Annotated in this window: 22 protein-coding genes; 6 read left to right on the top strand and 16 right to left on the bottom strand. The window is 73.2% G+C overall.

Annotated features, from left to right (window positions below):
• Positions 1-65: 65 nt before the first annotated feature.
• The 3 genes from ACFXAE_RS23220 to ACFXAE_RS23210 form a co-directional block, all read right to left on the bottom strand.
• Complete coding sequence (locus ACFXAE_RS23220; RefSeq protein ID WP_384717987.1) at positions 66-1,223, bottom strand: ROK family transcriptional regulator; 1,158 nt, start codon at positions 1,221-1,223, stop codon at positions 66-68.
• 95 nt (positions 1,224-1,318) lie between these two features.
• Positions 1,319-1,981, bottom strand: a complete 663-nt coding sequence (locus ACFXAE_RS23215; protein ID WP_384717986.1) for a response regulator — start codon at positions 1,979-1,981, stop codon at positions 1,319-1,321.
• 14 nt (positions 1,982-1,995) lie between these two features.
• Entirely contained in the window at positions 1,996-3,162 is a 1,167-nt protein-coding gene (locus tag ACFXAE_RS23210; RefSeq protein WP_384717984.1) for a sensor histidine kinase, read from the bottom strand.
• 109 nt (positions 3,163-3,271) lie between these two features.
• Between ACFXAE_RS23210 and ACFXAE_RS23205 the strand changes: the two genes are divergently transcribed.
• Together ACFXAE_RS23205 and ACFXAE_RS23200 are read left to right on the top strand one after the other, a co-directional pair.
• Positions 3,272-4,192, top strand: a complete 921-nt coding sequence (locus ACFXAE_RS23205; protein WP_384717982.1) for an ABC transporter ATP-binding protein — start codon at positions 3,272-3,274, stop codon at positions 4,190-4,192.
• 2 nt (positions 4,193-4,194) lie between these two features.
• Positions 4,195-4,929: an ABC transporter permease gene (locus tag ACFXAE_RS23200; protein WP_384717980.1), complete on the top strand. Its 735-nt coding sequence runs from the start codon at positions 4,195-4,197 to the stop codon at positions 4,927-4,929.
• 476 nt (positions 4,930-5,405) lie between these two features.
• Here the strand turns inward: ACFXAE_RS23200 and mug are convergent, their stop codons facing one another.
• The 7 genes from mug to ACFXAE_RS23165 form a co-directional block, all read right to left on the bottom strand.
• Positions 5,406-5,954 (bottom strand): G/U mismatch-specific DNA glycosylase, encoded by a 549-nt coding sequence (gene mug, locus ACFXAE_RS23195; protein WP_384718074.1) that lies wholly within the window; start codon positions 5,952-5,954, stop codon positions 5,406-5,408.
• The gene (gene purB, locus ACFXAE_RS23190) at positions 5,951-7,393 is read right to left on the bottom strand and encodes an adenylosuccinate lyase (protein ID WP_384717978.1); all 1,443 of its coding nucleotides are present in this window, start codon (positions 7,391-7,393) and stop codon (positions 5,951-5,953) included. Before purB ends, mug begins: the two co-directional genes overlap by 4 nt.
• 72 nt (positions 7,394-7,465) lie before the next feature.
• On the bottom strand, positions 7,466-8,248 hold the full coding sequence (locus ACFXAE_RS23185; RefSeq protein ID WP_384717976.1) for an SGNH/GDSL hydrolase family protein: 783 nt from the start codon (positions 8,246-8,248) through the stop codon (positions 7,466-7,468).
• Between the two features lie 58 nt (positions 8,249-8,306).
• Entirely contained in the window at positions 8,307-9,320 is a 1,014-nt protein-coding gene (locus tag ACFXAE_RS23180) for a hemolysin family protein (RefSeq protein ID WP_384717974.1), read from the bottom strand.
• Complete coding sequence (locus ACFXAE_RS23175) at positions 9,317-10,684, bottom strand: hemolysin family protein (protein WP_384717972.1); 1,368 nt, start codon at positions 10,682-10,684, stop codon at positions 9,317-9,319. The genes ACFXAE_RS23180 and ACFXAE_RS23175 overlap by 4 nt, the downstream gene beginning before the upstream one ends.
• A gap of 159 nt (positions 10,685-10,843) precedes the next feature.
• The gene (locus ACFXAE_RS23170; protein WP_384717970.1) at positions 10,844-11,269 is read right to left on the bottom strand and encodes a GNAT family N-acetyltransferase; all 426 of its coding nucleotides are present in this window, start codon (positions 11,267-11,269) and stop codon (positions 10,844-10,846) included.
• Positions 11,270-11,494: 225 nt separating this feature from the next.
• Positions 11,495-12,343 carry an ABC transporter ATP-binding protein gene (locus ACFXAE_RS23165; protein WP_384717968.1) on the bottom strand — a complete coding sequence of 283 codons (849 nt, stop codon included), beginning with the start codon at positions 12,341-12,343 and terminating at the stop codon, positions 11,495-11,497.
• Positions 12,344-12,549: 206 nt separating this feature from the next.
• On the opposite strand from ACFXAE_RS23165, the gene ACFXAE_RS23160 reads away from it, so the two are divergent.
• Together ACFXAE_RS23160 and ACFXAE_RS23155 are read left to right on the top strand one after the other, a co-directional pair.
• The gene (locus ACFXAE_RS23160; RefSeq protein WP_384717966.1) at positions 12,550-12,777 is read left to right on the top strand and encodes an antitoxin; all 228 of its coding nucleotides are present in this window, start codon (positions 12,550-12,552) and stop codon (positions 12,775-12,777) included.
• A gap of 4 nt (positions 12,778-12,781) precedes the next feature.
• Positions 12,782-13,156 carry a fic family toxin-antitoxin system, toxin component gene (locus tag ACFXAE_RS23155; protein WP_384717964.1) on the top strand — a complete coding sequence of 125 codons (375 nt, stop codon included), beginning with the start codon at positions 12,782-12,784 and terminating at the stop codon, positions 13,154-13,156.
• On the opposite strand, the gene ACFXAE_RS23150 is transcribed toward ACFXAE_RS23155, so the two are convergent.
• From ACFXAE_RS23150 to bioB, 4 genes are all read right to left on the bottom strand, one after another.
• Positions 13,157-13,858, bottom strand: coding sequence for a class I SAM-dependent methyltransferase (locus ACFXAE_RS23150; protein WP_384717962.1), 702 nt, complete (start codon positions 13,856-13,858; stop codon positions 13,157-13,159).
• Between the two features lie 63 nt (positions 13,859-13,921).
• Complete coding sequence (bioD, locus tag ACFXAE_RS23145; RefSeq protein ID WP_384717960.1) at positions 13,922-14,644, bottom strand: dethiobiotin synthase; 723 nt, start codon at positions 14,642-14,644, stop codon at positions 13,922-13,924.
• A gap of 1 nt (position 14,645) precedes the next feature.
• On the bottom strand, positions 14,646-15,926 hold the full coding sequence (locus tag ACFXAE_RS23140; RefSeq protein ID WP_384717958.1) for an adenosylmethionine--8-amino-7-oxononanoate transaminase: 1,281 nt from the start codon (positions 15,924-15,926) through the stop codon (positions 14,646-14,648).
• Entirely contained in the window at positions 15,919-17,070 is a 1,152-nt protein-coding gene (gene bioB / locus ACFXAE_RS23135; RefSeq protein WP_384717956.1) for a biotin synthase BioB, read from the bottom strand. The genes ACFXAE_RS23140 and bioB overlap by 8 nt, the downstream gene beginning before the upstream one ends.
• Before the next feature lie 147 nt (positions 17,071-17,217).
• Between bioB and ACFXAE_RS23130 the strand changes: the two genes are divergently transcribed.
• Positions 17,218-18,345, top strand: coding sequence for an 8-amino-7-oxononanoate synthase (locus ACFXAE_RS23130; protein ID WP_384717954.1), 1,128 nt, complete (start codon positions 17,218-17,220; stop codon positions 18,343-18,345).
• A gap of 53 nt (positions 18,346-18,398) precedes the next feature.
• Here the strand turns inward: ACFXAE_RS23130 and ACFXAE_RS23125 are convergent, their stop codons facing one another.
• Complete coding sequence (locus ACFXAE_RS23125; RefSeq protein WP_384717952.1) at positions 18,399-18,623, bottom strand: DUF397 domain-containing protein; 225 nt, start codon at positions 18,621-18,623, stop codon at positions 18,399-18,401.
• 9 nt (positions 18,624-18,632) lie between these two features.
• Positions 18,633-19,493 carry a helix-turn-helix domain-containing protein gene (locus ACFXAE_RS23120; protein ID WP_384717950.1) on the bottom strand — a complete coding sequence of 287 codons (861 nt, stop codon included), beginning with the start codon at positions 19,491-19,493 and terminating at the stop codon, positions 18,633-18,635.
• A 212-nt stretch (positions 19,494-19,705) separates the two neighbouring features.
• On the opposite strand from ACFXAE_RS23120, the gene ACFXAE_RS23115 reads away from it, so the two are divergent.
• Positions 19,706-20,167, top strand: a complete 462-nt coding sequence (locus tag ACFXAE_RS23115) for an ATP-binding protein (protein WP_384717948.1) — start codon at positions 19,706-19,708, stop codon at positions 20,165-20,167.
• The last annotated feature ends 90 nt before the right edge of the window (positions 20,168-20,257 follow it).

Raw genomic sequence — 20,257 nt, 5'->3', positions numbered from 1 at the left:
GTGCCTCCCCGGTGCCTCAAGGGCCCGGGGCTGGGGCGCGCGGGGGCGCCGAATGGACGCGCCCGCTACCGGCGGGCCGTCACCGTGCCCTCCACCGCGAAGAGTTGTTCCTCCACGTGGTCGAGGGCGAGACGGACCGCGCCGGTGGCGACCGCCGCCTCGCCGAGATCGGACAGGGTGACCTTCGGCGGGCGCAGGCAGTAGCGGGCCAGTTCGCGGCGCAGCGGCTCCAGGACGCCGTCCAGGCCGGCCGCCCAGCCGCCGATCACAACCAGCTCCGGGTCAAGGGCCAGCACCAGTGCCGCCACGTCGTGGACGAGCCTGCGGATGAAGCGGTCCATGGCCGCGAGGGCCCGGGTGTCGCCCTCGCGGGCCTGGGCGAAGACCTCGGCGACCGCCTGCTCGTCGAGCGGGTGCAGCGGCTCGTCCGTGGTGGACAGCAGGGTTTCGGGGGTCGCTTCCCGGCCCAGCAGATGCAGTGCCCCGATCTCGCCGGCCGCCCCGCCGTACCCCCGGTGCAGCCGCCCGCCGATCAGCGAGCCGGCGCCCGGGCTCAGCCCGGCCAGCACGAACACCACGTCGTCGGTCCCCCGGGCGGCGCCCTTCCAGTGCTCGGCGACGACAGCCGCGTTGGCGTCGTTCTCCACCAGCACCGGGCACTTGAAGGACCGGCTCAGGCGCTCGCCGAGGCCGAGCCCCGTCCAGCCGGGCAGCGCCGTGCCCAGCCGCACCGTGCCGTCCGCCTCCACGATCCCCGGCGTGCCCACGCCCACGGCCCGCAGCGAGCCGCGCGGGACACCGGCCCGGCGCAGCAGCTCCACGACGGCCGTGCTGATCCGCTCCAGCCGTTCGTCGGCGTCGACGGTCTCGTCGACGTCCCGCGCCTGCGCGCCGACCACCCGGCCGTCCAGATCGGCCAGCAGCGCGGCCACCCGGTGCGCCCCGATCTCCAGACCGAGCAGATGCCCGGCCTCCGCCCGGAACCGGAACCGTCGCGCCGGCCGCCCCTGCCGTCGTGCGGCGCCCTCCTCGGCTGCCGTCTCCACGACGAGGCCCGCCTCGATGAGCCCTTCCACGACGCCCTCGACGGTCGGCCGGGACAGCCCCGTCACCCGGGTCACCTCGGTCAGCGTCGCGCAGTCCGTGGCCCGCAACGCGTGCAGCACCACCGCGGAATTGATCCTTCGCAGCAGCGAGGGGTCCCCGCCGGTCAGCCGACCCACCGTCCGTCCTCCCAGCTCGTGCGCGTGTTGGGCGGATCGTACTCGGCGCGGCGGACCCCGGCGACCTCCGGGCACGACCGCCCCGGGGACACGGTTCAGCCCGGCGCCACGAAGCCCGACTCGTAGGCCGCGATCACCGCCTGGGTCCGGTCACGCGCCCCCAGCTTCGTCAGCACGGCGCTCACATGGGACTTCACGGTCTCCGTCCCCACCACCAGCCGCGCCGCTATCTCCGCGTTCGTCAGGCCCCGCGCCATCAGCCGCAGCACCTCCGCCTCGCGCTCGGTCAGCCGGGCCCGCTCCAGCGCGGCGCGCGCCGCGCGGTTTCCGCTCCCGTTCCCGTACTCGGCGGCCAACTGCCGCACGGAGGCGGGGAACAGCAGCGACTCGCCCTCGGCGACCAGCCGCACCGCGTGCACGATCTCCGCGGGCCGCGCCCGCTTCAGGAGGAACCCGTCGGCGCCCGCGCGCAGCGCCCCGTACACGTACTCGTCGTTCTCGAACGTGGTCACGACGAGGATCTTCGGCGGCGCGTCGACCGTCCGCAGCAGCGCGCGCGTGGCCTCGATCCCGTCCAGCAGCGGCATGCGCACGTCCATGGCGACCACGTCCGGCCGCAGCTGCCGCACCAGCGGAATCACCGCCGCACCGTCGGCCGCCTCCCCGACGACCTCGATGTCCGGCTGTGCCTCCAGCACGGCCCGCAGACCCGCGCGTACGAGGGGCTCGTCGTCGACGAGCAGAACGGTGACCGGCATCCGGCCAGCGTAGATCAGCCCAGCGGCAGCTCGACGCGCACCCGCCAGTCGCCCTCGTCGTCGGGGCCGGTGTGCGCCCGCCCGCCCAGCAGCGCGGCGCGCTCACGTATGCCGCGCAGCCCACTGCCGCGCCCGGGGCCGGGTATCGCCCCGGTCAGCGGGTTGCGGATCTCCAGCAGCAGCGTCCCGTCGGCGACGCGCACCCCGACCCGGACGGGAACCGCCCCCGCGTGCCGCAGCGCGTTGGTCAGTGACTCCTGCAGGATGCGATAACCCTCGCGGGACACCGGACCCGGCACGGTGTCCAAGGGGCCGTCCACTTCGGCGTCGACCTTCGCCCCGGACGTGCGGGCGGACTCCAGCAGACGGTCGGCCTCCGCCAGCGTCGGCCGGCTGCCCGCGGGCTTCTCGGGCTCACGCAGGACGCCCAGGACCCGCTCCAGGTCCTCCAGCGCCGCCCGGCCGGTCTCCTCGACGGCGGCCAGCGCCCGGTCGGTGAAGGCGGGATCGCCCGCCGCCCGCGCGGCACCGGCCTGCAGCACCGCGACGGTGAGGGCGTGGCCGATCGAGTCGTGCAACTCATGGGCGATACGGTTGCGTTCCAGCAACCGGTCGGTGCGGGCCTCGAGCGCGGCCAGACGCTCGGCCGGGGACGGACCGAGCAGCCGCCGCGCGAGGGTGGTCATCAGTTCGCCCGCCACGACGACCACCGCGGCGAGGACGAGCAGCGGGAGCGGAACCAGCAGCGCGTGCCACCAGTGCTGCCCGGGCACCCGCACGAACGTCGAGGGGTCCGCTCCGCCCCCGCGGGCCGTGTTCGCCAAGTCCACGGCGAGCATGGGGAGATGGATGGTCAGGAACGAGACGGCACCGCCGAGGAACAGCCGGCACTGGAGCCACACCACGGTCCGCCCCCGGTCGGCCCAGGTCGCGGACGGCGCCGGCACGATCTCCGTGTCCCGCGCGCCGTACCGCCGCCCGAGGAGCAGCCCGGTGGCCTGCACCCCCTCGGCCGTGCGCATCGCCGGCACCAGTCCGGCGAGCGCGAGCAGCACCGCGGCCAGGTACATCCGGGTGTTGTCGATGAGGTACCACATGACCGGCCACACGACGGCCATGAACAGATGCAGCCACCGTGTGTACGTCACCGCCCGCCGGAACGGGCGCAGCATGCGGACCATTCCGTCATCGTGCCAGCGTCCACTGACAACCCGCCTCCCCCGCACGGGGGAGACGATCTCCCCGGCCGGGGGAGGCCCGGACCCCCGCTCATCGGCCAGGCTGATACCCATGACCAGCATCGACGTCCAGGACCTCACCAAGGAGTACGGCACCCGGCGAGCCGTCGACCAGCTCAGCTTCCGCGTCCTGCCCGGCCGCGTCACCGGATTCCTCGGCCCCAACGGCGCCGGCAAGTCCACCACCATGCGCCTGGTGCTCGGCCTCGACCACCCCACGTCCGGCTCCGCCACCCTCGGCGGCCGCGCGTACGCCACCCTGCCGGAACCCCTGCGCCAGGTGGGCGCCCTGCTGGACGCGCAGGCCGCGCACGGCTCCCGCACCGGCCGCGACCATCTGCGGGTCCTGGCGTCGAGCCACCGGATCCCGGACCGCCGGGTCGACGAAGTGCTGGAGGAGACCGGCCTGGGCCCGGTCGGGCGCCGCCGGGTACGGACGTACTCCCTGGGCATGCGCCAGCGGCTGGGCATCGCCGCCGCGCTGCTCGGGGACCCGGCGGTGATCATGCTCGACGAGCCCTCCAACGGTCTCGATCCGGAAGGCATCGTGTGGATCCGCACCCTGCTGCGCCGGCTCGCGGACGAGGGGCGGACCGTTTTGGTCTCCAGCCATCTGATGAACGAGACCGCATCCTTCGCCGACCACCTCGTCGTCCTCGGACGGGGCCGTCTCCTCGCCGACACCCCGATGCGGGAGTTCATCGACGCGCGCGTGCGCCCCGCCGTCCGCATCCGCACCTTTGACCCCACCGCCCTCAAGAGCGCTCTCGCCGGGCACGGTCACGACGTCGTGGAACACCCGGACGGCCACTGGACCGTGCCGGACGCGCGCGTGGACGACATCGGCCGCCTCGTCTCCGCCGCCGGGGTGCCGATCCTCGAACTCACGGCGGACGAGGGCACGCTGGAACAGGCCTATCTGGACCTGACCGCCGCCGAGACCGAGTTCGCCGCGCAGCCCCAGGAGGCCTGACCATGCAGTTCGCACCCGTGCTCCATGCCGAGTGGCTGAAGATCCGCACCGTCCGCTCGCTCCCCGGCGCCCTGTTCGCGCTGTTCGCGCTGTTCGCCGTGACCACGGCGTTCTCCGGGATCGCCGGGGTCTCGGACACGTCGGACCCCGAGTTCGACCCCCTGTTCATGGCCCTGTCCGGTGTCGCTCCGGGCCAGATCGCCGCCATCTCCTTCGGCGCCATGGCCGTATCGGCGGAGTACCACAACGGCGCCCTGCGGCTCTCCCTGGCCGCGGTCCCGCGGCGCGGACGCTGGTTCGCCGCGAAGGCCACGGCCATCGCCGTCCCCACGCTGGCCGTGAGCCTGCTGACCTCCCTGGCCGCTCTCCTCGTGGCGAGGGCGGGGCTCGGCCCGGCGGCGAGCGGACTCACCCCGGCCGAGCAGGTCCGGGGTGTCGTGGGCTGCGGCCTCTACCTCACGCTGATGGCCCTGTTCGCCGCCGGCCTCGCGACCCTGCTGCGCAGCGGAGTGGCCACACTGTCCGTGCTGATCCCGTTCATCCTGATCGTGTCCTTCGTGATCGGCGACGCGGCCGGCACCGCCGTCGACTTCATGCCCGACCGTGCCGGACAGGTCGTCATCCACGAGACCCACGACGGAACCCTCGGTCCCTGGCCGGGACTCGCGGTGACCGCGCTGTGGACGGCCGCCGCCCTGGGGGCCGGGGCGTGGAGCCTGCGCCGCCGGGACGCCTGACCGGAAGTCGGCCGACGCCCCGCCGACCGCCCGTGCCGACGGGCTCACCGGGCCCATGGACATCGCCCTCATCGACGCGCCGCGCTCGCGCCCCTTTCCGGCGGAGCGCGGCCCGCCGGACGTCGGTTTCGGAGGAGCCGGGCCACCATGTCGCCGTGCCGGAGACCGGTGACGGCCCGGACGGGGATTCCGCGCGGCGGGCGGTCACGGCGGACCGGTTCGAGAAGGACCGCGCCGCCGTGTACGAGGTGCCGGTCTCCCGCTGGGGCGACGTCGGTCCCTGGGACCCGCGGACGGTCCTGCCGGGCACGGAGCGGGAGGAGACACCCGGGCCGTGGGCCCGCTCGGCGCCCGCGCCGGTGGGGCCCGGCTGCGGGAAGCGCGGGGCGCCGCGGCGGTCGCCGACCGGGACCCGGGCGGCGCGCTCCGGTTGCCGGCGGTGGTCACGGGAACCGCTCCGCACCGGCCACCGGCCGTCACTGCCCGGCCGCGGCCTCCCGCAGCCGTCCGAACTCCTCCGCCAGCGTCGCCGGCGTCCAGTGCGCGTTCAGCCCGCTCGGATTGGGCAGCACCCACACACGGGTGTCGCCGATGGTCCGCGCCTGCGGTCCGACCTGCGCCTTCCGGTCGTCGAACGCCGCGCGGTACGCGGTGACCCCCACCACGGCCAGCCACCGCGGCCGCAGCCGGGCCACCTTCAGGGTGAGCAGCCGCCCGCCCTCCCGGTACTCCTCGGCGCTGAGCTCGTCGGCCCGTGCGGTCGCCCGCGCCACGACATTGGTGATCCCGAGCCCGCACGACAGCAGCTCCCGCTGCTCCGACGGCCGCAGCAGCCGGGGCGTGAAACCGGAGCGGTGCAGGGCCGGCCAGAAGCGGTTGCCGGGGCGGGCGAAGTGGTGGCCGGTCGCGGCCGTCATCAGACCGGGGTTGATGCCGCAGAACAGCACGCGCAGGCCGTCCGCGACCACATCCGGAACCAACCGGTCGCGGGCGGCCTCCAGCTCCGCCTGGGTAAAGCGCGTCAGAGGATCGCCCCGGGGGTGTACCCGGCGGCCTCCGGGCGCTGCTTGACGATCTCGTCGATGCGGCCGACCACGGTGGCGACCTGGTCGCTCGCGGCACCGGTGAAGGACAGCTTGTCCGCCATCAGCGCCTCCAGCTCGGCCCGGCCGAGCGGCAGGCGTTCGTCGCCGGCGAGCTTGTCGAGGAGGTCGTTGCGCTCGGCGCCCCGCTCCCGCATGGCGAGGGCGGTGGCGACGGCGTTCTCCTTGATCGCCTCGTGCGCGACCTCGCGGCCGACGCCCGCGCGCACGGCGCCCATCAGCACCTTGGTGGTGGCGAGGAACGGCAGGTAGCGGTCCAGCTCCCGGGCCACGACCGCCGGGAAGGCGCCGAACTCGTCGAGCACCGTCAGGAACGTCTCCAGCAGGCCGTCGAGCGCGAAGAACGCGTCCGGCAGCGCGACCCGGCGCACCACCGAGCAGGACACGTCGCCCTCGTTCCACTGGTCGCCGGCCAGCTCGCCGGTCATCGAGGCGTAGCCGCGCAGGATCACCATCAGGCCGTTGACGCGCTCGCAGGAGCGGGTGTTCATCTTGTGGGGCATCGCGGACGACCCGACCTGACCCGGCTTGAAACCCTCGGTCACGAGCTCGTGCCCGGCCATCAGCCGGACCGTCTTCGCCAGCGACGACGGCGCGGCGGCCAGCTGCACCAGCGCGGTGACGACCTCGTAGTCGAGCGAGCGCGGGTAGACCTGACCGACGCTCGTGAACGCCTGCGAGAAGCCCAGGTGCCCGGCGATCCGCCGCTCCAGCTCCGCGAGCCTGCCCGTGTCGCCGCCGAGCAGGTCCAGCATGTCCTGCGCGGTGCCGACCGGGCCCTTGATGCCGCGCAGCGGGTAGCGGCCCAGCAGTTCCTCCACCCGGCCGTACGCGACGAGCAGCTCGTCGGCGGCGGTGGCGAACCGCTTGCCCAGGGTGGTGGCCTGCGCGGCCACGTTGTGCGAGCGGCCGGCCATGACCAGCTCGCCGTACTCACCGGCCAGCTTGCCGAGGCGCGCCAGCACGGCCACCGTACGGTCGCGCATCAGCTCCAGCGAGAGCCGGATCTGCAGCTGCTCGACGTTCTCGGTGAGGTCGCGGGAGGTCATTCCCTTGTGCACGTGCTCGTGCCCGGCGAGGTCGTTGAACTCCTCGATCCGCGCCTTCACATCGTGTCGGGTGACCTTCTCGCGCTCGGCGATCGAGACCAGGTCGACGGTGTCGAGGACACGCTCGTAGTCGGCGATCGCCGCGTCGGGCACCTCGATCCCGAGGTCCTTCTGGGCCCGCAGCACGGCGAGCCAGAGCTGCCGCTCCAGCCTCACCTTCTGCTCGGGCGACCAGAGCGTGGCGAGCTCGGCGGAGGCGTAGCGTCCGGCGAGGACGTTCGGGATACGGGGCTTGGCGGGCGCAGCAGTCACGTACAGGGAGTCTACTGGCGATTCCTGCAGGCCGGCGCCACCGGGTGACCTGGAGGAAACCACAAGGCGGCGCTACAGGCCCTCGTACGGCAGCAGCTCGGGCCGCTTCGGCGGCAGACCGTCGCCCGAGGAACGGCCGGTGAGCCGGCGGCCGATCCACGGCAGCAGGTGCTGCCGGGCGAACCGGGCGTCCTCGACCCGCCGCGCCGCCCAGCGCGGCGGGAGGGTCGCCTCCGGGGGCAGATGCCACTCGGGGTCCTCCGGCGCGTGGCCCAGCGTCTGCCAGACCGCGTCCGCGACCCTGCGGTGCCCGTCCGCGGTCAGATGCAGCCGGTCCACGTCCCACAGCCGGGGGTCGGCGAGCGACGGCGCCCCGTACAGGTCGACGACCAGCGCGCCGTGCCGTCCGGCGAGCTCGTCGACGCACTCGAACAGCGCCTCCATGCGCGGGCGGAAGCGCTCCAGGACCGGCCCCTGGCGGCCGGGGCTGCGCATCAGCACCAGTTGCTTGCAGTGCGGCGCCAGCCGCTCCACGGCCTCCGTCAGCAGATCCCGCACCCGCCCCATGTCGCACTTGGGCCGCAGGGTGTCGTTGAGCCCGCCGACCAGGGTGACGACGTCGGCCCGCATGGCGGCGGCGACCTCGACCTGCTCGTCGACGATCTGCTGGATCAGCTTGCCGCGCACCGCGAGGTTGGCGTACCGGAAACCGGGACCGGTGGCCGCCATCCGCGCGGCGAGGAGGTCGGCCCAGCCCCGGTAGGTGCCGTCGGGAAGGAGGTCCGACATGCCCTCGGTGAAGGAGTCGCCGAGGGCGACGAGGCTGCTGTAGGCGGGAGTGGGATCAGTCTGCATGGCGACACGGATGGTATCCCGTGGCACATACCCGCCGGTCGGTCGCCCCCGCCCGTGCTCAGGTCCGCTGCCCGAACAGCTCCTGCAGCACGTCCTCCATGGTCACCAGCCCGGCCAGCCGCCCGTCGGTCCCGAGGACGGCCGCCAGATGCGTACGGCTGCCCCGCATGGCGGTGAGGACGTCGTCCATCGGCGTGCTCTCCCGCACGCGCGCGATGGACCGCATGTCACCCAGCCGGAACGGGAGGTCCCGCGGCGAGGCGTCGAGGGCGTCCTTCACATGCAGGTAGCCGACGATCCGCCGCTGTTCGTCCACCACGGGGAAGCGGGAGAACCCGGACTCCGCCGACAGCCGCTCCAGCCCCTCCGGGGTGACCCCCACGCTCGCGTAGACCACGCGCTCCAGCGGCATCACCACGTCCCGCACGGGCCGCCGGCCCAGCTCCAGTGCGTCGTGCAGCCGTTCACGCGCACGCTCGTCGATGAGGCCCGCCTCACCGGAGTCCTTCACGATCTGGGCCAGCTCGGCGTCCGAGAAGGACGCGACGACCTCGTTCCGTGTCTCGACCCGCATCAGCTTCAGCAGCGCGTTGGCGAACGCGTTGATCGTGAAGATCACCGGGCGCAGCGCGCGGGACAGTGCCACCAGCGGCGGACCCAGCACCAGGGCGCTGCGCACCGGCTCGGCGAGCGCGATGTTCTTCGGCACCATCTCGCCGAGCAGCATGTGCAGATACGTCGCGAGCGCCAGCGCGATCACGAACGACACCGCGTGCCCCGCGCCCTCCGGGACACCCACCGCGTGGAACACCGGTTCGAGCAGGTGCTCGATGGCCGGCTCGGCGACGACACCGAGGATCAGGGTGCACAGGGTGATGCCGAGCTGTGCGGCCGCCATCAGCGCGGACACGTGCTCCAGACCCCACAGCACGCTCTTGGCGCGCCGGTCGCCCCGGTCGGCGTACGGCTCGATCTGGCTGCGACGGACCGAGATCAGCGCGAACTCGGCGCCGACGAAGAAGGCGTTGACGACCAGCGTCGCCAGACCGATCAGCAGCTGTACGGCGGTCATCGCCGCGCCCCCCTGTCATCCGTGGTCCCGGCCGTCCGCCGGTCCGTCGTGAGCCGGTCGTCGAGGGGCGCGTGCAGCAGGACGCGTGCCGCGCGGCGGCCGGTGGCGTCCAGCACGTCCAGGCGCCAGCCGGCGACCTCGAAGGTGTCGCCGACGGCCGGGATGCGGCCCAGCTCGGCCGCCACGAGTCCGGCGAGAGTCTCGTACGGCCCTTCCGGCGCGCGCAGGCCGACCCGGGCGAGCTGGTCCACCCGCGCGGAGCCGTCGGCGGAGAACAGGGAGCGCCCGCTCCCATCGGTGCCGGCGCGGGCCAGGTCGGGGATCTCGTGCGGGTCGTGCTCGTCGCGGACCTCGCCGACGACCTCCTCGACGATGTCCTCCAGCGTGGCCACACCGGCCGTGCCGCCGTACTCGTCGATCACCACGGCCATGGTGCGCCGCCCGGAGAGCCGGTCGAGGAGACGGTCGACGGTGAGTGTTCCGGGGACCAGCAGCGGTTCGCGCATCAGCTCCGACACGGGCACCCGGGCGCGGCGCTCCGCGGGCAGCGCCAGTACGTCCTTGACGTGCGCGGTGCCGACGACCGCGTCGAGGGTGTCGCGGTAGACGGGGAACCGGGACAGCCCGGTCGCCCGGGTCACGTTGGCCACGTCCTCACAGGTCGCCCGCACCTCCAGCGCGATGACCTGGACGCGCGGTGTCATCACGTTCTCGGCGGTGAGGTCGGCGAGATTCAGCGTGCGGACGAAGAGCTCGGCGGTGTCCGGCTCCAGGGCGCCTTCCCGGGCGGAGTGCCGGGCGAGCGCCGCGAGCTCCTGCGGCCCGCGCGCGGACTCCAGTTCCTCGGCGGGCTCCACACCGATACGGCGCACTATGCGGTTGGCCGTGTTGTTCAGGTGCGTGATGAACGGGCGGAAGGCGGCGCTGAACCAGCGTTGCGCGTTGCCCACCCGTCTGGCGACGGCGAGCGGCGAGGAGATCGCCCAGTTCTTGGGCACCAGCTCGCCGACCACCATCAGGAACACCGTCGACAGGGCCGTGCCGATCACCAGGGCGAGGGAGCGTGCCACCGAACCGGAGACGCCGATGTCCTCCAGCGGGCCCGCGATCAGCGCGGCGATGGACGGCTCCGCCAGCATGCCGACCACCAGGTTGGTGACCGTGATGCCGAGTTGCGCGCCGGAGAGCTGGAAGGTCAGGTTCCGTACGGCCTTGAGGGCACCCGCGGCCCCCCGCTCGCCGCGCTCGGCGGCCCGCTCCAGCTCGGCCCGCTCGACCGTGGTGAGGGAGAACTCGGCCGCGACGAAGGCGCCGCAGGCGAGCGACAGCAGGATCGCCGCCAGAAGGAGGAGCGCTTCGGTCATCGGGTCACCTCTGTCCCATGGTCGGACAGGACGGGAACAGATGCGCGATGTCGCGGACCGGAGGGCTCGCCCATGGGCGGACGCACACAACCTTTCATGGAGGACCGAGTGGCCCCACAAGGGTAAAGGATCGGCAAAGGTGCGCCGTCGGGCTGTGGATCACCCGGTGAGGGGCTTCACCCAGCGCCGCCGGCGTTCCTCCCGCGCGTACCCCGCGGCGCCCCATGCATGGTGGGCCGTCTCGTTGTCCTGGAGCACCATCGCGTCCGCGCGGCGCCCGCCGAGCCGTACGAACCGCTCCTCCGCGGCGGTCAGCAGCGCGGAGGCGATGCCCTGGCGGCGGAGGTCCGGGTGCACCGCCAGCCGGTACAGGTGGCACCGCCAGCCGTCGAAGCCCGCGATCACCGTGCCGGCCAGCTCACCGCCGCTCTCCGCGAGGATCAGCGCCGCGGGATCGCGGGCGACCAGCCGCTCCACGCCGTCCCGGTCGTCACTGATGCTCGTGCCCTCGGCGGCCACCTTCCAGAAGGCCAGCACGGTGTCGAGATCCTCGGGCGTCGCGGCCCGTATACGCAGTTCGGTCATGCGGTGATCACAGCACGCGGGATTCCGCACGACACGGCATTCCACGATCCGGACCCCGCCCGGGTTTCCTCGCATCGGCCGGCCTCTCACCCGGGGCCCGAAGGCCGGCGCAGGGAGGACCGTCCTGCCGCGGCGAACGCCCCGGCAGGACGACGGCCGGCGGACAGCGGCAGCCGCCTCCCCCCGTGCGCGAGGAGGTTCCGCAGCGTCGCCCCCGGTGCGGCGTCAGTCCTTGCCGGAGCTCTGCTCGTCCGCCGGGACAGCGCCCGGAGTCGCGCCGCCGGCGTCGTCCGCGGGGACGCGGAGCACGTCGAAGCGCTTCATCCGTTCCAGCACCGACTCCGCCGTGGGCCGCCGCATCTCGTCCACGATCCGGCCGTCCGCGAGGAAGAGCACGAGATCGGAGTGGGCGGCGGCGCCCGGGTCGTGCGTGACCATCACGACGGTCTGACCGAGCGCGTCCACGGCCTCACGCAGAAAGCCGAGCACTTCGAGACCCGCGCGGGAGTCGAGGTTGCCGGTCGGTTCGTCCGCGAAGATCAGCTCGGGCCGCGAGGCCAGCGCCCGGGCACAGGCCACCCGCTGCTGCTGTCCGCCGGACAGCTGCGCGGGCCGGTGCCCGAGCCGGTCCCGCAGCCCCAGTGTGTCGATGACCCGGTCCAGCCACTTCTCGTCGGGCTCCCTGCCCGCGATGTCCATGGGCAGGGTGATGTTCTCCCGCGCGTTCAGCGTCGGGATGAGGTTGAACGACTGAAACATGAACCCGACCCGGTCCCGCCGCAGCCGGGTCAGCTCACGGTCCTTCAGACCGGTTATCCCGGTGTCTCCCAGCCACACCTGCCCGGCGGACACGGTGTCGAGCCCCGCCAGGCAGTGCATCAGCGTGGATTTCCCGGACCCCGACGGGCCCATCACCGCGGTGAACCGTCCGCGCACGATGTCCACGTCCACCGAGTCCAGGGCGAGCACGGTCGTCTCGCCCGAGCCGTACGCCTTGGTCAGACCGCGGGCGCGGGCCGCGATCCCGTCGGCCGGCGCGAGGCCGGGTGCGCGCTCCGCAGCAGGTGTGGACAAGGCCGCCTCCTCCGAGTGGACGTCAGGTCGTGCTCGTCGCGCCGAGGGTAAGGTGATCCGGCCCACAGGGGGTATCCCCCGTGGGTGCGGGTCCGTCTCCATCCCAGGTCTGGCCCCTGACGTCGATGTAAGGGGCACTCTCTTCGCGCTCTTCGACCCCGCCGCGGCACTTGCCGCTGCTAGCGTCCTGGCGCTAGCTTCGAGGTATGGCGAAGACCCAGCTGAACGTGCGCGTGGACGAGGGCACCGCCCGCGCGGCGCGGGACCGTGCCCTGGCGCGCGGGATGAGCGTGAACCGCTACATCGAGGAACTGGTCCGGCAGGACACCGGCGAGGCGGGCCGCGCCTTCGTCGAGGCCGCCGCCGACTTCATGAAGCAGTACGAGAGCGTCTTCGCCGAGGAGTTCGGCAAAGAGCGCGAAGGTCGCCGCTGAGCCGTTGAACCACCTGCGCATCGACCTCGCGTGGCTGCTCATGCTCGCCGAGCGGCAGACCCCGGGAGACCCCCAGGTCACCGACTGGGGCGCCCTCGTCGCCGCCGTCGCACGCCACGAGGCCGAGATCTTCGACGTCCCCGTCTACGACGGCCCGCACGCCCGCGCCGCCTCGCTGCTCCAGCTGCTGATCCACATCCCCGCGCTGGAGCGGTCCAACGCCCTCTTCGCCTCCGCCGTCGCGTACGCCTACCTCGTCGCCAGCGGTCTGAAGGTCGTCACCTCGCCGGAACAGGTGCGCGATCTGGCCCGGCTCGTCAAGACCGGCGAGGCGACCGTGGACGACATCGCGGCCGAGCTGCGCCGCTGGAGCGAGTGATCAGCTCCCGGTGGCCGCCGCGTCGTCCATCGGCCGCCACGCGGTGCCCATGACGCAGTACGAGGTGGGCAGCGCCGGCCCCTTCTCCGGCATCAGCATCCGCCGGTAGGGACCGAGTTCGAACCCCGCTTCGCGCAGCGCGCCGACCGGGTCACGCGCCACGTGGCAGCCACCGGCCAGCAGCGGCCACACCGTCCGGTCCAGCGCCCGCTGGGTGAGGCGCATGACCCGGCCGCCGCCCCGGCCGTGCTCGAAGAACCGCACCTCGCCGCCCGGCCGCAGCACCCGCCTCAGCTCCGCGAGCGCCCGCGGCGCGTCCCGGACGCTGCACAGCACCAGGGAGAGCACCGCCGCGTCGAACGCCTCGCTCTTGACCGGCAGCGCCTCCGCCGCACCCGGCGCGACATCCACCGGCAGCCGGGCGTGCAGAGCGGCCTCCACGGCCAGCGCCCGCAGCCCCCGCTCCGGTTCGATGGCGACGACCTCCGACACGGTGCCCGGATAGTGCGCGAAGTTCAGACCGTTGCCCGCACCGACCTCGATCACCCGGCCGGACAGCCCGCCGAGCAGTCTGCGCCGCACCTCGGCCATCCCCGCGCGGGTCTCGGCGGCGACACTGAGCCGGGCGTAGTACCGCGCGAACAGCGGATGGTGCACGGCATCCCGCTCCACCTTCGCGGACCGGCCGGACGACAGCTGCATGAGGACCTCCCCCAGGACGGGCCTACGCCGATTCTCCCCCGAACGGGCGATCCGCACCCCCGCTCACCGTCGGGGCGCCTCGCGCACCCGGAACGTCTCCGCGTCCCAGGTTCCCTCCAGCCGGGGCGCCAGCCAGTGCGGTGCCGAGGCCCGGAACCCGGCGGGGGGCAGCGCGCCCGCCCCGGCCGGTACGGCGCCCAGCAGCGGGACACCGGTCACGTCCGGCAGGTCCAGCAGATTGCACCGCGAGGCCAGGTCGGGCTCGGCGGGCCAGCTGCCGATCACCACACCCGCCAGGTCCAGCCCCCGGCCACGCAGTTCACGGGCCGTCAGTTCCGTGACGTTCAGGGTGCCGAGCCCGGCCGACGCCACCACCAGCACCGGTGCGGACAGCAGGGCCGCCGCGTCCGCCAGCGTCCCGCCGGCCGCGTCGAACCGTACGAGCAGCCCGCCCGCGCCCTCCACCAGCACCAGATCGTGCTCCGTGGCCAGCTTGGCGGCCCGCTCCGCGACCTCGTGCGGATGCACGGGCGCCCGGCCGGCCCGACGGGCCGCCGTGGCCGGTGCCAGCGGATCCGGGTACCGGGCCAGTTCGGCCGTCGTCACCGCACCGGCGAGCCGCGCGACCTCCTCGGCGTCCCCGGCCTCGTCCGGCCGCACACCCGTCTGCGCCGCCTTCAGCACGGCCACCGACCGGCCCGCCGCCAGCGCCGTCGCGGCGAGGGCGGCCGTCACCACCGTCTTGCCGACCTCGGTGCCTGTGCCCGTGATCACCAACACCGGCATGTCATCCCTCCTTCGCCGCCGCGCAGACCGCGCGGGCGATGCGCGCCACGTCCGCGTCACCCGTGACGTACGGCGGCATGGTGTAGATCAGATCGCGGAACGGCCGCAGCCACACGCCCTCACGCACGGCGGCCCTTGTGGCCGCCCGCATGTCGACGGAGTGATCGAGCTGGACGACCCCGATGGCACCGAGCACCCGCACGTCCCGCACACCGGGCAGCCCGGCCGCCGGCGCCAGCCCTGCCCGCAGGCCCGCCTCGATCCGCTCGACCTCCGCGAGCCAGTCCTGGCCGAGCAGCAGCTCGACGGAGGCGCAGGCCACGGCCGCCGCCAGCGGATTGCCCATGAACGTCGGACCGTGCGCCAGCACCGGCACCTCGCCGCGCGAGATGCCCTCGGCCACCCGCGCGGTGCACAGCGTCGCCGCCATGGTCAGGTAACCGCCGGTCAGTGCCTTGCCCACACACATCGCATCCGGCGTCACCGCCGCGTGCTCCGCCGCGAACAACGCGCCCGTGCGCCCGAATCCGGTCGCGATCTCGTCGAACACCAGCAGCACGTCGTGCGCGTCGCACGCCTCGCGCAGCACCCGCAGATACGCGGGGGAGTGGAACCGCATCCCGCCCGCCCCCTGCACCACCGGCTCCACGATCACCGCGGCCAGCTCGTCGGCGTGCCGCTCGACCACCGACCGCAGGTGCTGCGCGTACCCCTCCTCGTACCCGGCCGGCGGCGCGTCCGCGAAGACCTGGCGCGGCAGCGCCCCGGACCACAGCTCGTGCATCCCGCCCTCGGGATCGCACACCGACATCGGCTGCCAGGTGTCGCCGTGGTAGCCGCCCCGCCAGGTCAGCAGCCGCCGCTTCCCCGGCCGGCCCAGCGAACGCCAGTACTGCAGGCACATCTTGACCGCGACCTCGACCGACACCGATCCGGAGTCGGCGAGGAACACATGCTCCAGACCCTCCGGAGACATATCGACAAGGAGCTTCGCCAGCCGCACGGCGGGCTCGTGGGTGAGCCCGCCGAACATCACATGGCTCATCCGCTCCAGCTGCCCGCGCGCGGCCGCGTTGAGCACCGGGTGGTTGTAGCCGTGGATCGCCGACCACCAGGACGACATCCCGTCGACCAGTTCGCCCGAGCCGTCGGCGAGCTTCAGCCGCACCCCGCTCGCCGACTCCACGACGAGCGGTTCCTGACGGCCCGGCATGGGCCCGTAGGGGTGCCAGACATGCCGCCGGTCCAGCTCCAGCAGTTCGGTGACGGACCGCTCAGGCATTGGGCGCGAGATCCGTTCCGGCTCCCCTGCGGCGGACGGCGACCAGATCGGGACGCGGCTCCTCGGCCGCACTCCCGCAGGACTCCGAGACCGCCGAACCGCACGCTTTGCCGCCCTCGTGGGAGCCGCAGCCGCCGCCCGCGCGGTGCTCGGGCAGTGTCACCTCGCCGGCGCCCTCCACCTCGAACCCGGCGTCCGCGATCATCTCCAGGTCCGCCTTGCCGGCCTGGCCCTCGCTGGTGAGGTAGTCGCCGAGGAAGATCGAGTTGGCCAGGTGCAGCGCGAGCGGCTGCATCGTGCGCAGGTGCACCTCGCGGCCGCCGGCGATCCGCACCTCGGCGTCCGGGCAGACGAACCGCGTCATCGCCAGGATGCGCAGACACCGCTGCGGGGTGAGGTTCCACTCCTCGGCGAGCGGCGTCCCCTCGAACGGGATCAGGAAGTTGACCGGCACCGAGTCCGGGTCCAGCTCGCGCAGCGCGAAGACCACGTCGACCAGGTCCTCGTCGCTCTCGCCCATGCCGGCGATCAGACCGGAGCAGGCCGACAGCCCCGCCGCGTGCGCCTTGTGCACCGTGTCCACCCGGTCGGCGTACGTGTGCGTGGTCGTGATGTCCCCGTACGTCGACTCGGACGTGTTGAGGTTGTGGTTGTAGGCGTCCGCGCCCGCCTCGCGCAGCCGCTCCGCCTGGCCGTCGGAGAGCAGACCGAGACAGGCGCACACCTCGACGCCCTCGTTCTGTTCCTTGATGGCCTTGATGGTGTCGGAGACCCGGTCCACGTCACGGTCGGTGGGACCCCGGCCGCTGGCCACCAGGCACACCCGCTTGGCGCCGCCCGCGAGACCGGCGGCGGCCGCCTGCGACGCCTGGTCGGGCTTGAGCCAGGTGTACTTCAGGATGTCGGCCTTGGAGCCGAGCCGCTGGGAACAGTAGGAGCAGTCCTCCGGGCAGAGGCCGGACTTGAGGTTGACGAGATAGTTGAGTTTCACCCGTCGGCCGAACCAGTGCCGCCGCACCTTCCCGGCCGCGGCCACCACATCGAGCAGGTCGTCGTCGGACGTCGCGAGGACGGCCAGGGCTTCCCCGCGGGTCGGCGTCTCGCGCCGAAGCCCCTTGTCCACCAGCGTGTTCAGCAGGTTCATGAGAGCCGATCCTGTCCTACCCGACCCGTCCGGGCCAAGGAGGGTTCGTACAACAGGGGCACTTCGAGGTGTGGGTATCGCCACACAGTGGTCCGTCCGGCCTCCCGCTAATGTCTGTGCACTGCCTACAAAAACCCCGGAGGACCCATGGCGTTCGGCTGGATCGACGAGCAGGCGGAACTGCGCCGCCGGGCCGGACTCGTACGCGCCCTGCGCCCCCGGGCCGCCGACACGCCCCTGCTCGATCTGGCGAGCAACGACTACCTGGGCCTGGCCCGGCACCCGGAGGTCACCGAGGGCGCCGCACGGGCCGCGCGGACCTGGGGCGGCGGGTCGACCGGCTCCCGGCTCGTCACCGGCACCACCGGACTCCACACCGAACTGGAACGCGAACTGGCCGGGTTCTGCGGCTTCGAGGCGGCCCTGGTCTTCTCCTCCGGCTACGCGGCCAACCTCGCCGCCGTCACCGCGCTGGCCCCGCACGGCTCCAGGATCGTCTCCGACGCGGGCAACCACGCCTCGCTGATCGACGGCTGCCGACTGGCCCGAGGTACGACACAGGTCGCGGCGCACTCCGATCCCGACGCCGTGCGCAAGGCGCTGGACGGACACGACGGACCCGCGGTCGCGGTGTCCGACACGGTCTTCTCGGTGGACGGCGACGCCGCCCCGCTCACCGGGCTCGCCGAGGCGTGCCGGGAGCACGGCGCGGGTCTGGTGCTCGACGACGCGCACGGTCTCGGTGTGCTCGGCGACGGCGGGCGCGGGGCCCCGCACGCGGCGGGACTGGCGGGCGCCGACGACGTCGTCGTGACGGTGACGCTGTCCAAGTCGCTCGGCAGCCAGGGCGGAGCGGTGCTCGGCCCGACCCGGGTGATCGAGCATCTGGTCAACGTGGCACGGACGTTCATCTTCGACACGGGGCTCGCCCCGGCGGCGGCGGGTGCGGCCCTGGCGGCCCTGCGGCTGCTGCGCCGCGAACCCGGGCGCGCGGCACGGGCGGGCGAGGTGGCGCGGGAACTGCACTCCCGGCTGACGGCCGCGGGTCTGGAAGCGGTGCGTCCGGACGCCGCGGTCGTCTCCGTGCGTGCCCCTTCCCCGGAGCAGGCCGTGCGATGGGCGGCCGACTGCCGGGCGGCCGGCCTGTCCGTGGGCTGCTTCCGTCCTCCTTCCGTGCCCGACGGCGTCTCACGGCTCAGACTGACCGCCCGCGCGGACCTGTCCGGGGCGGAGATCGAATGCGCTGTACGGGTGATCGGCGAAACGCGGCCATGAGTCGGCGGGACACGGCCGTGCGTCGCCCGATGACGGGCTGACCGGTCGGGTCGTCAGCCGACCGCGGTCACGAACTCCGTCCAGCCGGCGGGGGAGAAGAGCAGCGCGGGCCCGTCCGGGGCCTTGGAGTCGCGCACGGCGAGCAGTCCGGCCAGGGGGCCGGCGGCCGGCCGGGCCGTCTCCACGCAGTTGTTCGCCCCCGTGCTGTAGCTGCTGCGCAGCCACCTCACATCGTGCAGTGCGAGGCTGGAAGGGATGGTCCGAGGCGGTGCGGGCATCGTGCCTCCTTACGCGCCGGTGGCTGCACCGGCGATGAAATCCAACGAGTCCTCGGGTGAAAGGGCGTGGATCGAGAGGGCCTCGAAGGCCTCCGAGTACACCCGGAGGTCTTCTTTCCGCTCCAGATGGAGGCTACTCGTCAAGTGGTCGAGAACAACCACGTCCAGATCAGAAGTGCGCAAAAATGAAAAGATTACGAAGGGGCCGGTCATGCCGATATGTGCGCCGGCACCGAACGGCAGGACCTGCAACCGCACTTGGGGAAGACGGGCCGCCTCGACCAGCCGGGTCAGCTGACGGGCCATCACGCCGGGACCGCCGACCTCCCGGCGCAGCACCGCCTCGTCCAGGACCGCGCTCAGCTCCAGCGGCGGCGTCGCCCGCAGCACGTCCTGCCGGGCCAGCCGCACCTCCACCAGCGTGTCCAGGCGCTCCTCCGACACGCCCTCCAGGGCCGCCTCCGTCACGGCGCGCGCGTACTCCGGCGTCTGCAGCAGCCCCGGGATCACCGTGGTCTCCAGGGTGCGCATCGCGCTCGCCTGCGACTCCAGGCTGATGAAGTCCCGGTAGGTCGGCGGAAGTACCCCGCGGTAGGCGTGCCACCAGTGGTGCCGTCCGCCGCCGTCACCGGAGCCCGACAGCACCAGCAGCAACTCCCGCAGCTGCGGGTCGGCCACGCCGTAGACGTCGAGCAGTAACCGCACGTCGGGCGGTTTCACCCCGCTCGTGCCCGTCTCGATCCGGCTCACCTTCGACTGGTGCCAGCCCGCCAGCCGGGCCGCCTCGCCGCTGGTGAGTCCCGCCGAGGCGCGCAGCGCGCGCAGTTCGGCGCCCAGTTTCCGGCGGCGCACCGCGGGGCCGTGCTGCATGGGCTTCTCCTTACTCCTTCCGAGTCGCCCGGATACGGTCTCCCGTCGCAGAGTTCACCGCTTTGAGCGACAGATATATGCATATCTTGGTGGATCGCCGTCCTGTGCCGTGCGGTGATGGCAGTCTGGCGGTGAAGCACCAGTGCGGGACCGTACTCGAACCATCCGCTCCGTGTCGGACCGCGGTCCCGTGGGAAAGGGACGACGTCGCCATGGCAGACCATCTGGAAGCATCCGTCACTCTGCCGAGCGATCCCGCCTCGGTCGCGGCCGCCCGCGCCCATGTGGTGGGCACGCTGGAGGAATGGGGTATGCCGGCGGACGCGGAACTGTGCGACACCGTCCGGCTGATCGTCTCCGAACTCGCCACCAACGCGGTGCAGCACACGTGCGGGCAGTCGCCCACGTTCACCGTGGACGTCGTACTGGTCCGGGACGAACGGGTGCACATCGGTGTCACGGACAGCCACCCGCGGCTCCCCAAGCGGCTGCCCGCGGCGGTCCAGCAGGACAACGGCCGCGGGCTGGTCATCATCCGCTGGCTGACCGCGGAATGCGGCGGCAGGCTCAGGATCCGCCCCACGCGTGAGGGCGGCAAGACCGTGTCGGTCGAACTCCCGTGGATCGTCCGGGCCGCCGAAGCGGTCACGGCGGCCGGACAGCAGGAGCAGTAGTCGGGCGGCGGGGGGGGGGGGGGGCCCCCCCCCCCCCCCCCCCGCCGCCCCCCCCCCCCCCACCACACCCCCCCGGGCACCAAAAAAATA

Source organism: Streptomyces sp. NPDC059454, assembly GCF_042749965.1.
In the GTDB taxonomy this organism is placed as follows: domain Bacteria; phylum Actinomycetota; class Actinomycetes; order Streptomycetales; family Streptomycetaceae; genus Streptomyces.
This window is presented reverse-complemented; position numbering and strand designations above follow the sequence as displayed.

Coding starts and splice junctions, on each gene's coding strand:
- ACFXAE_RS23215 (WP_384717986.1), bottom strand. CDS start 1,981: ATGCCGGTCACCGTTCTGCTCGTCGACGACGAGCCCCTCGTACGCGCG.
- ACFXAE_RS23210 (WP_384717984.1), bottom strand. CDS start 3,162: ATGGTCCGCATGCTGCGCCCGTTCCGGCGGGCGGTGACGTACACACGG.
- ACFXAE_RS23205 (WP_384717982.1), top strand. CDS start 3,272: ATGACCAGCATCGACGTCCAGGACCTCACCAAGGAGTACGGCACCCGG.
- ACFXAE_RS23200 (WP_384717980.1), top strand. CDS start 4,195: ATGCAGTTCGCACCCGTGCTCCATGCCGAGTGGCTGAAGATCCGCACC.
- ACFXAE_RS23185 (WP_384717976.1), bottom strand. CDS start 8,248: ATGCAGACTGATCCCACTCCCGCCTACAGCAGCCTCGTCGCCCTCGGC.
- ACFXAE_RS23180 (WP_384717974.1), bottom strand. CDS start 9,320: ATGACCGCCGTACAGCTGCTGATCGGTCTGGCGACGCTGGTCGTCAAC.
- ACFXAE_RS23175 (WP_384717972.1), bottom strand. CDS start 10,684: ATGACCGAAGCGCTCCTCCTTCTGGCGGCGATCCTGCTGTCGCTCGCC.
- ACFXAE_RS23170 (WP_384717970.1), bottom strand. CDS start 11,269: ATGACCGAACTGCGTATACGGGCCGCGACGCCCGAGGATCTCGACACC.
- ACFXAE_RS23160 (WP_384717966.1), top strand. CDS start 12,550: ATGGCGAAGACCCAGCTGAACGTGCGCGTGGACGAGGGCACCGCCCGC.
- ACFXAE_RS23150 (WP_384717962.1), bottom strand. CDS start 13,858: ATGCAGCTGTCGTCCGGCCGGTCCGCGAAGGTGGAGCGGGATGCCGTG.
- bioD (WP_384717960.1), bottom strand. CDS start 14,644: ATGCCGGTGTTGGTGATCACGGGCACAGGCACCGAGGTCGGCAAGACG.
- ACFXAE_RS23140 (WP_384717958.1), bottom strand. CDS start 15,926: ATGCCTGAGCGGTCCGTCACCGAACTGCTGGAGCTGGACCGGCGGCAT.
- bioB (WP_384717956.1), bottom strand. CDS start 17,070: ATGAACCTGCTGAACACGCTGGTGGACAAGGGGCTTCGGCGCGAGACG.
- ACFXAE_RS23130 (WP_384717954.1), top strand. CDS start 17,218: ATGGCGTTCGGCTGGATCGACGAGCAGGCGGAACTGCGCCGCCGGGCC.
- ACFXAE_RS23125 (WP_384717952.1), bottom strand. CDS start 18,623: ATGCCCGCACCGCCTCGGACCATCCCTTCCAGCCTCGCACTGCACGAT.
- ACFXAE_RS23120 (WP_384717950.1), bottom strand. CDS start 19,493: ATGCAGCACGGCCCCGCGGTGCGCCGCCGGAAACTGGGCGCCGAACTG.
- ACFXAE_RS23115 (WP_384717948.1), top strand. CDS start 19,706: ATGGCAGACCATCTGGAAGCATCCGTCACTCTGCCGAGCGATCCCGCC.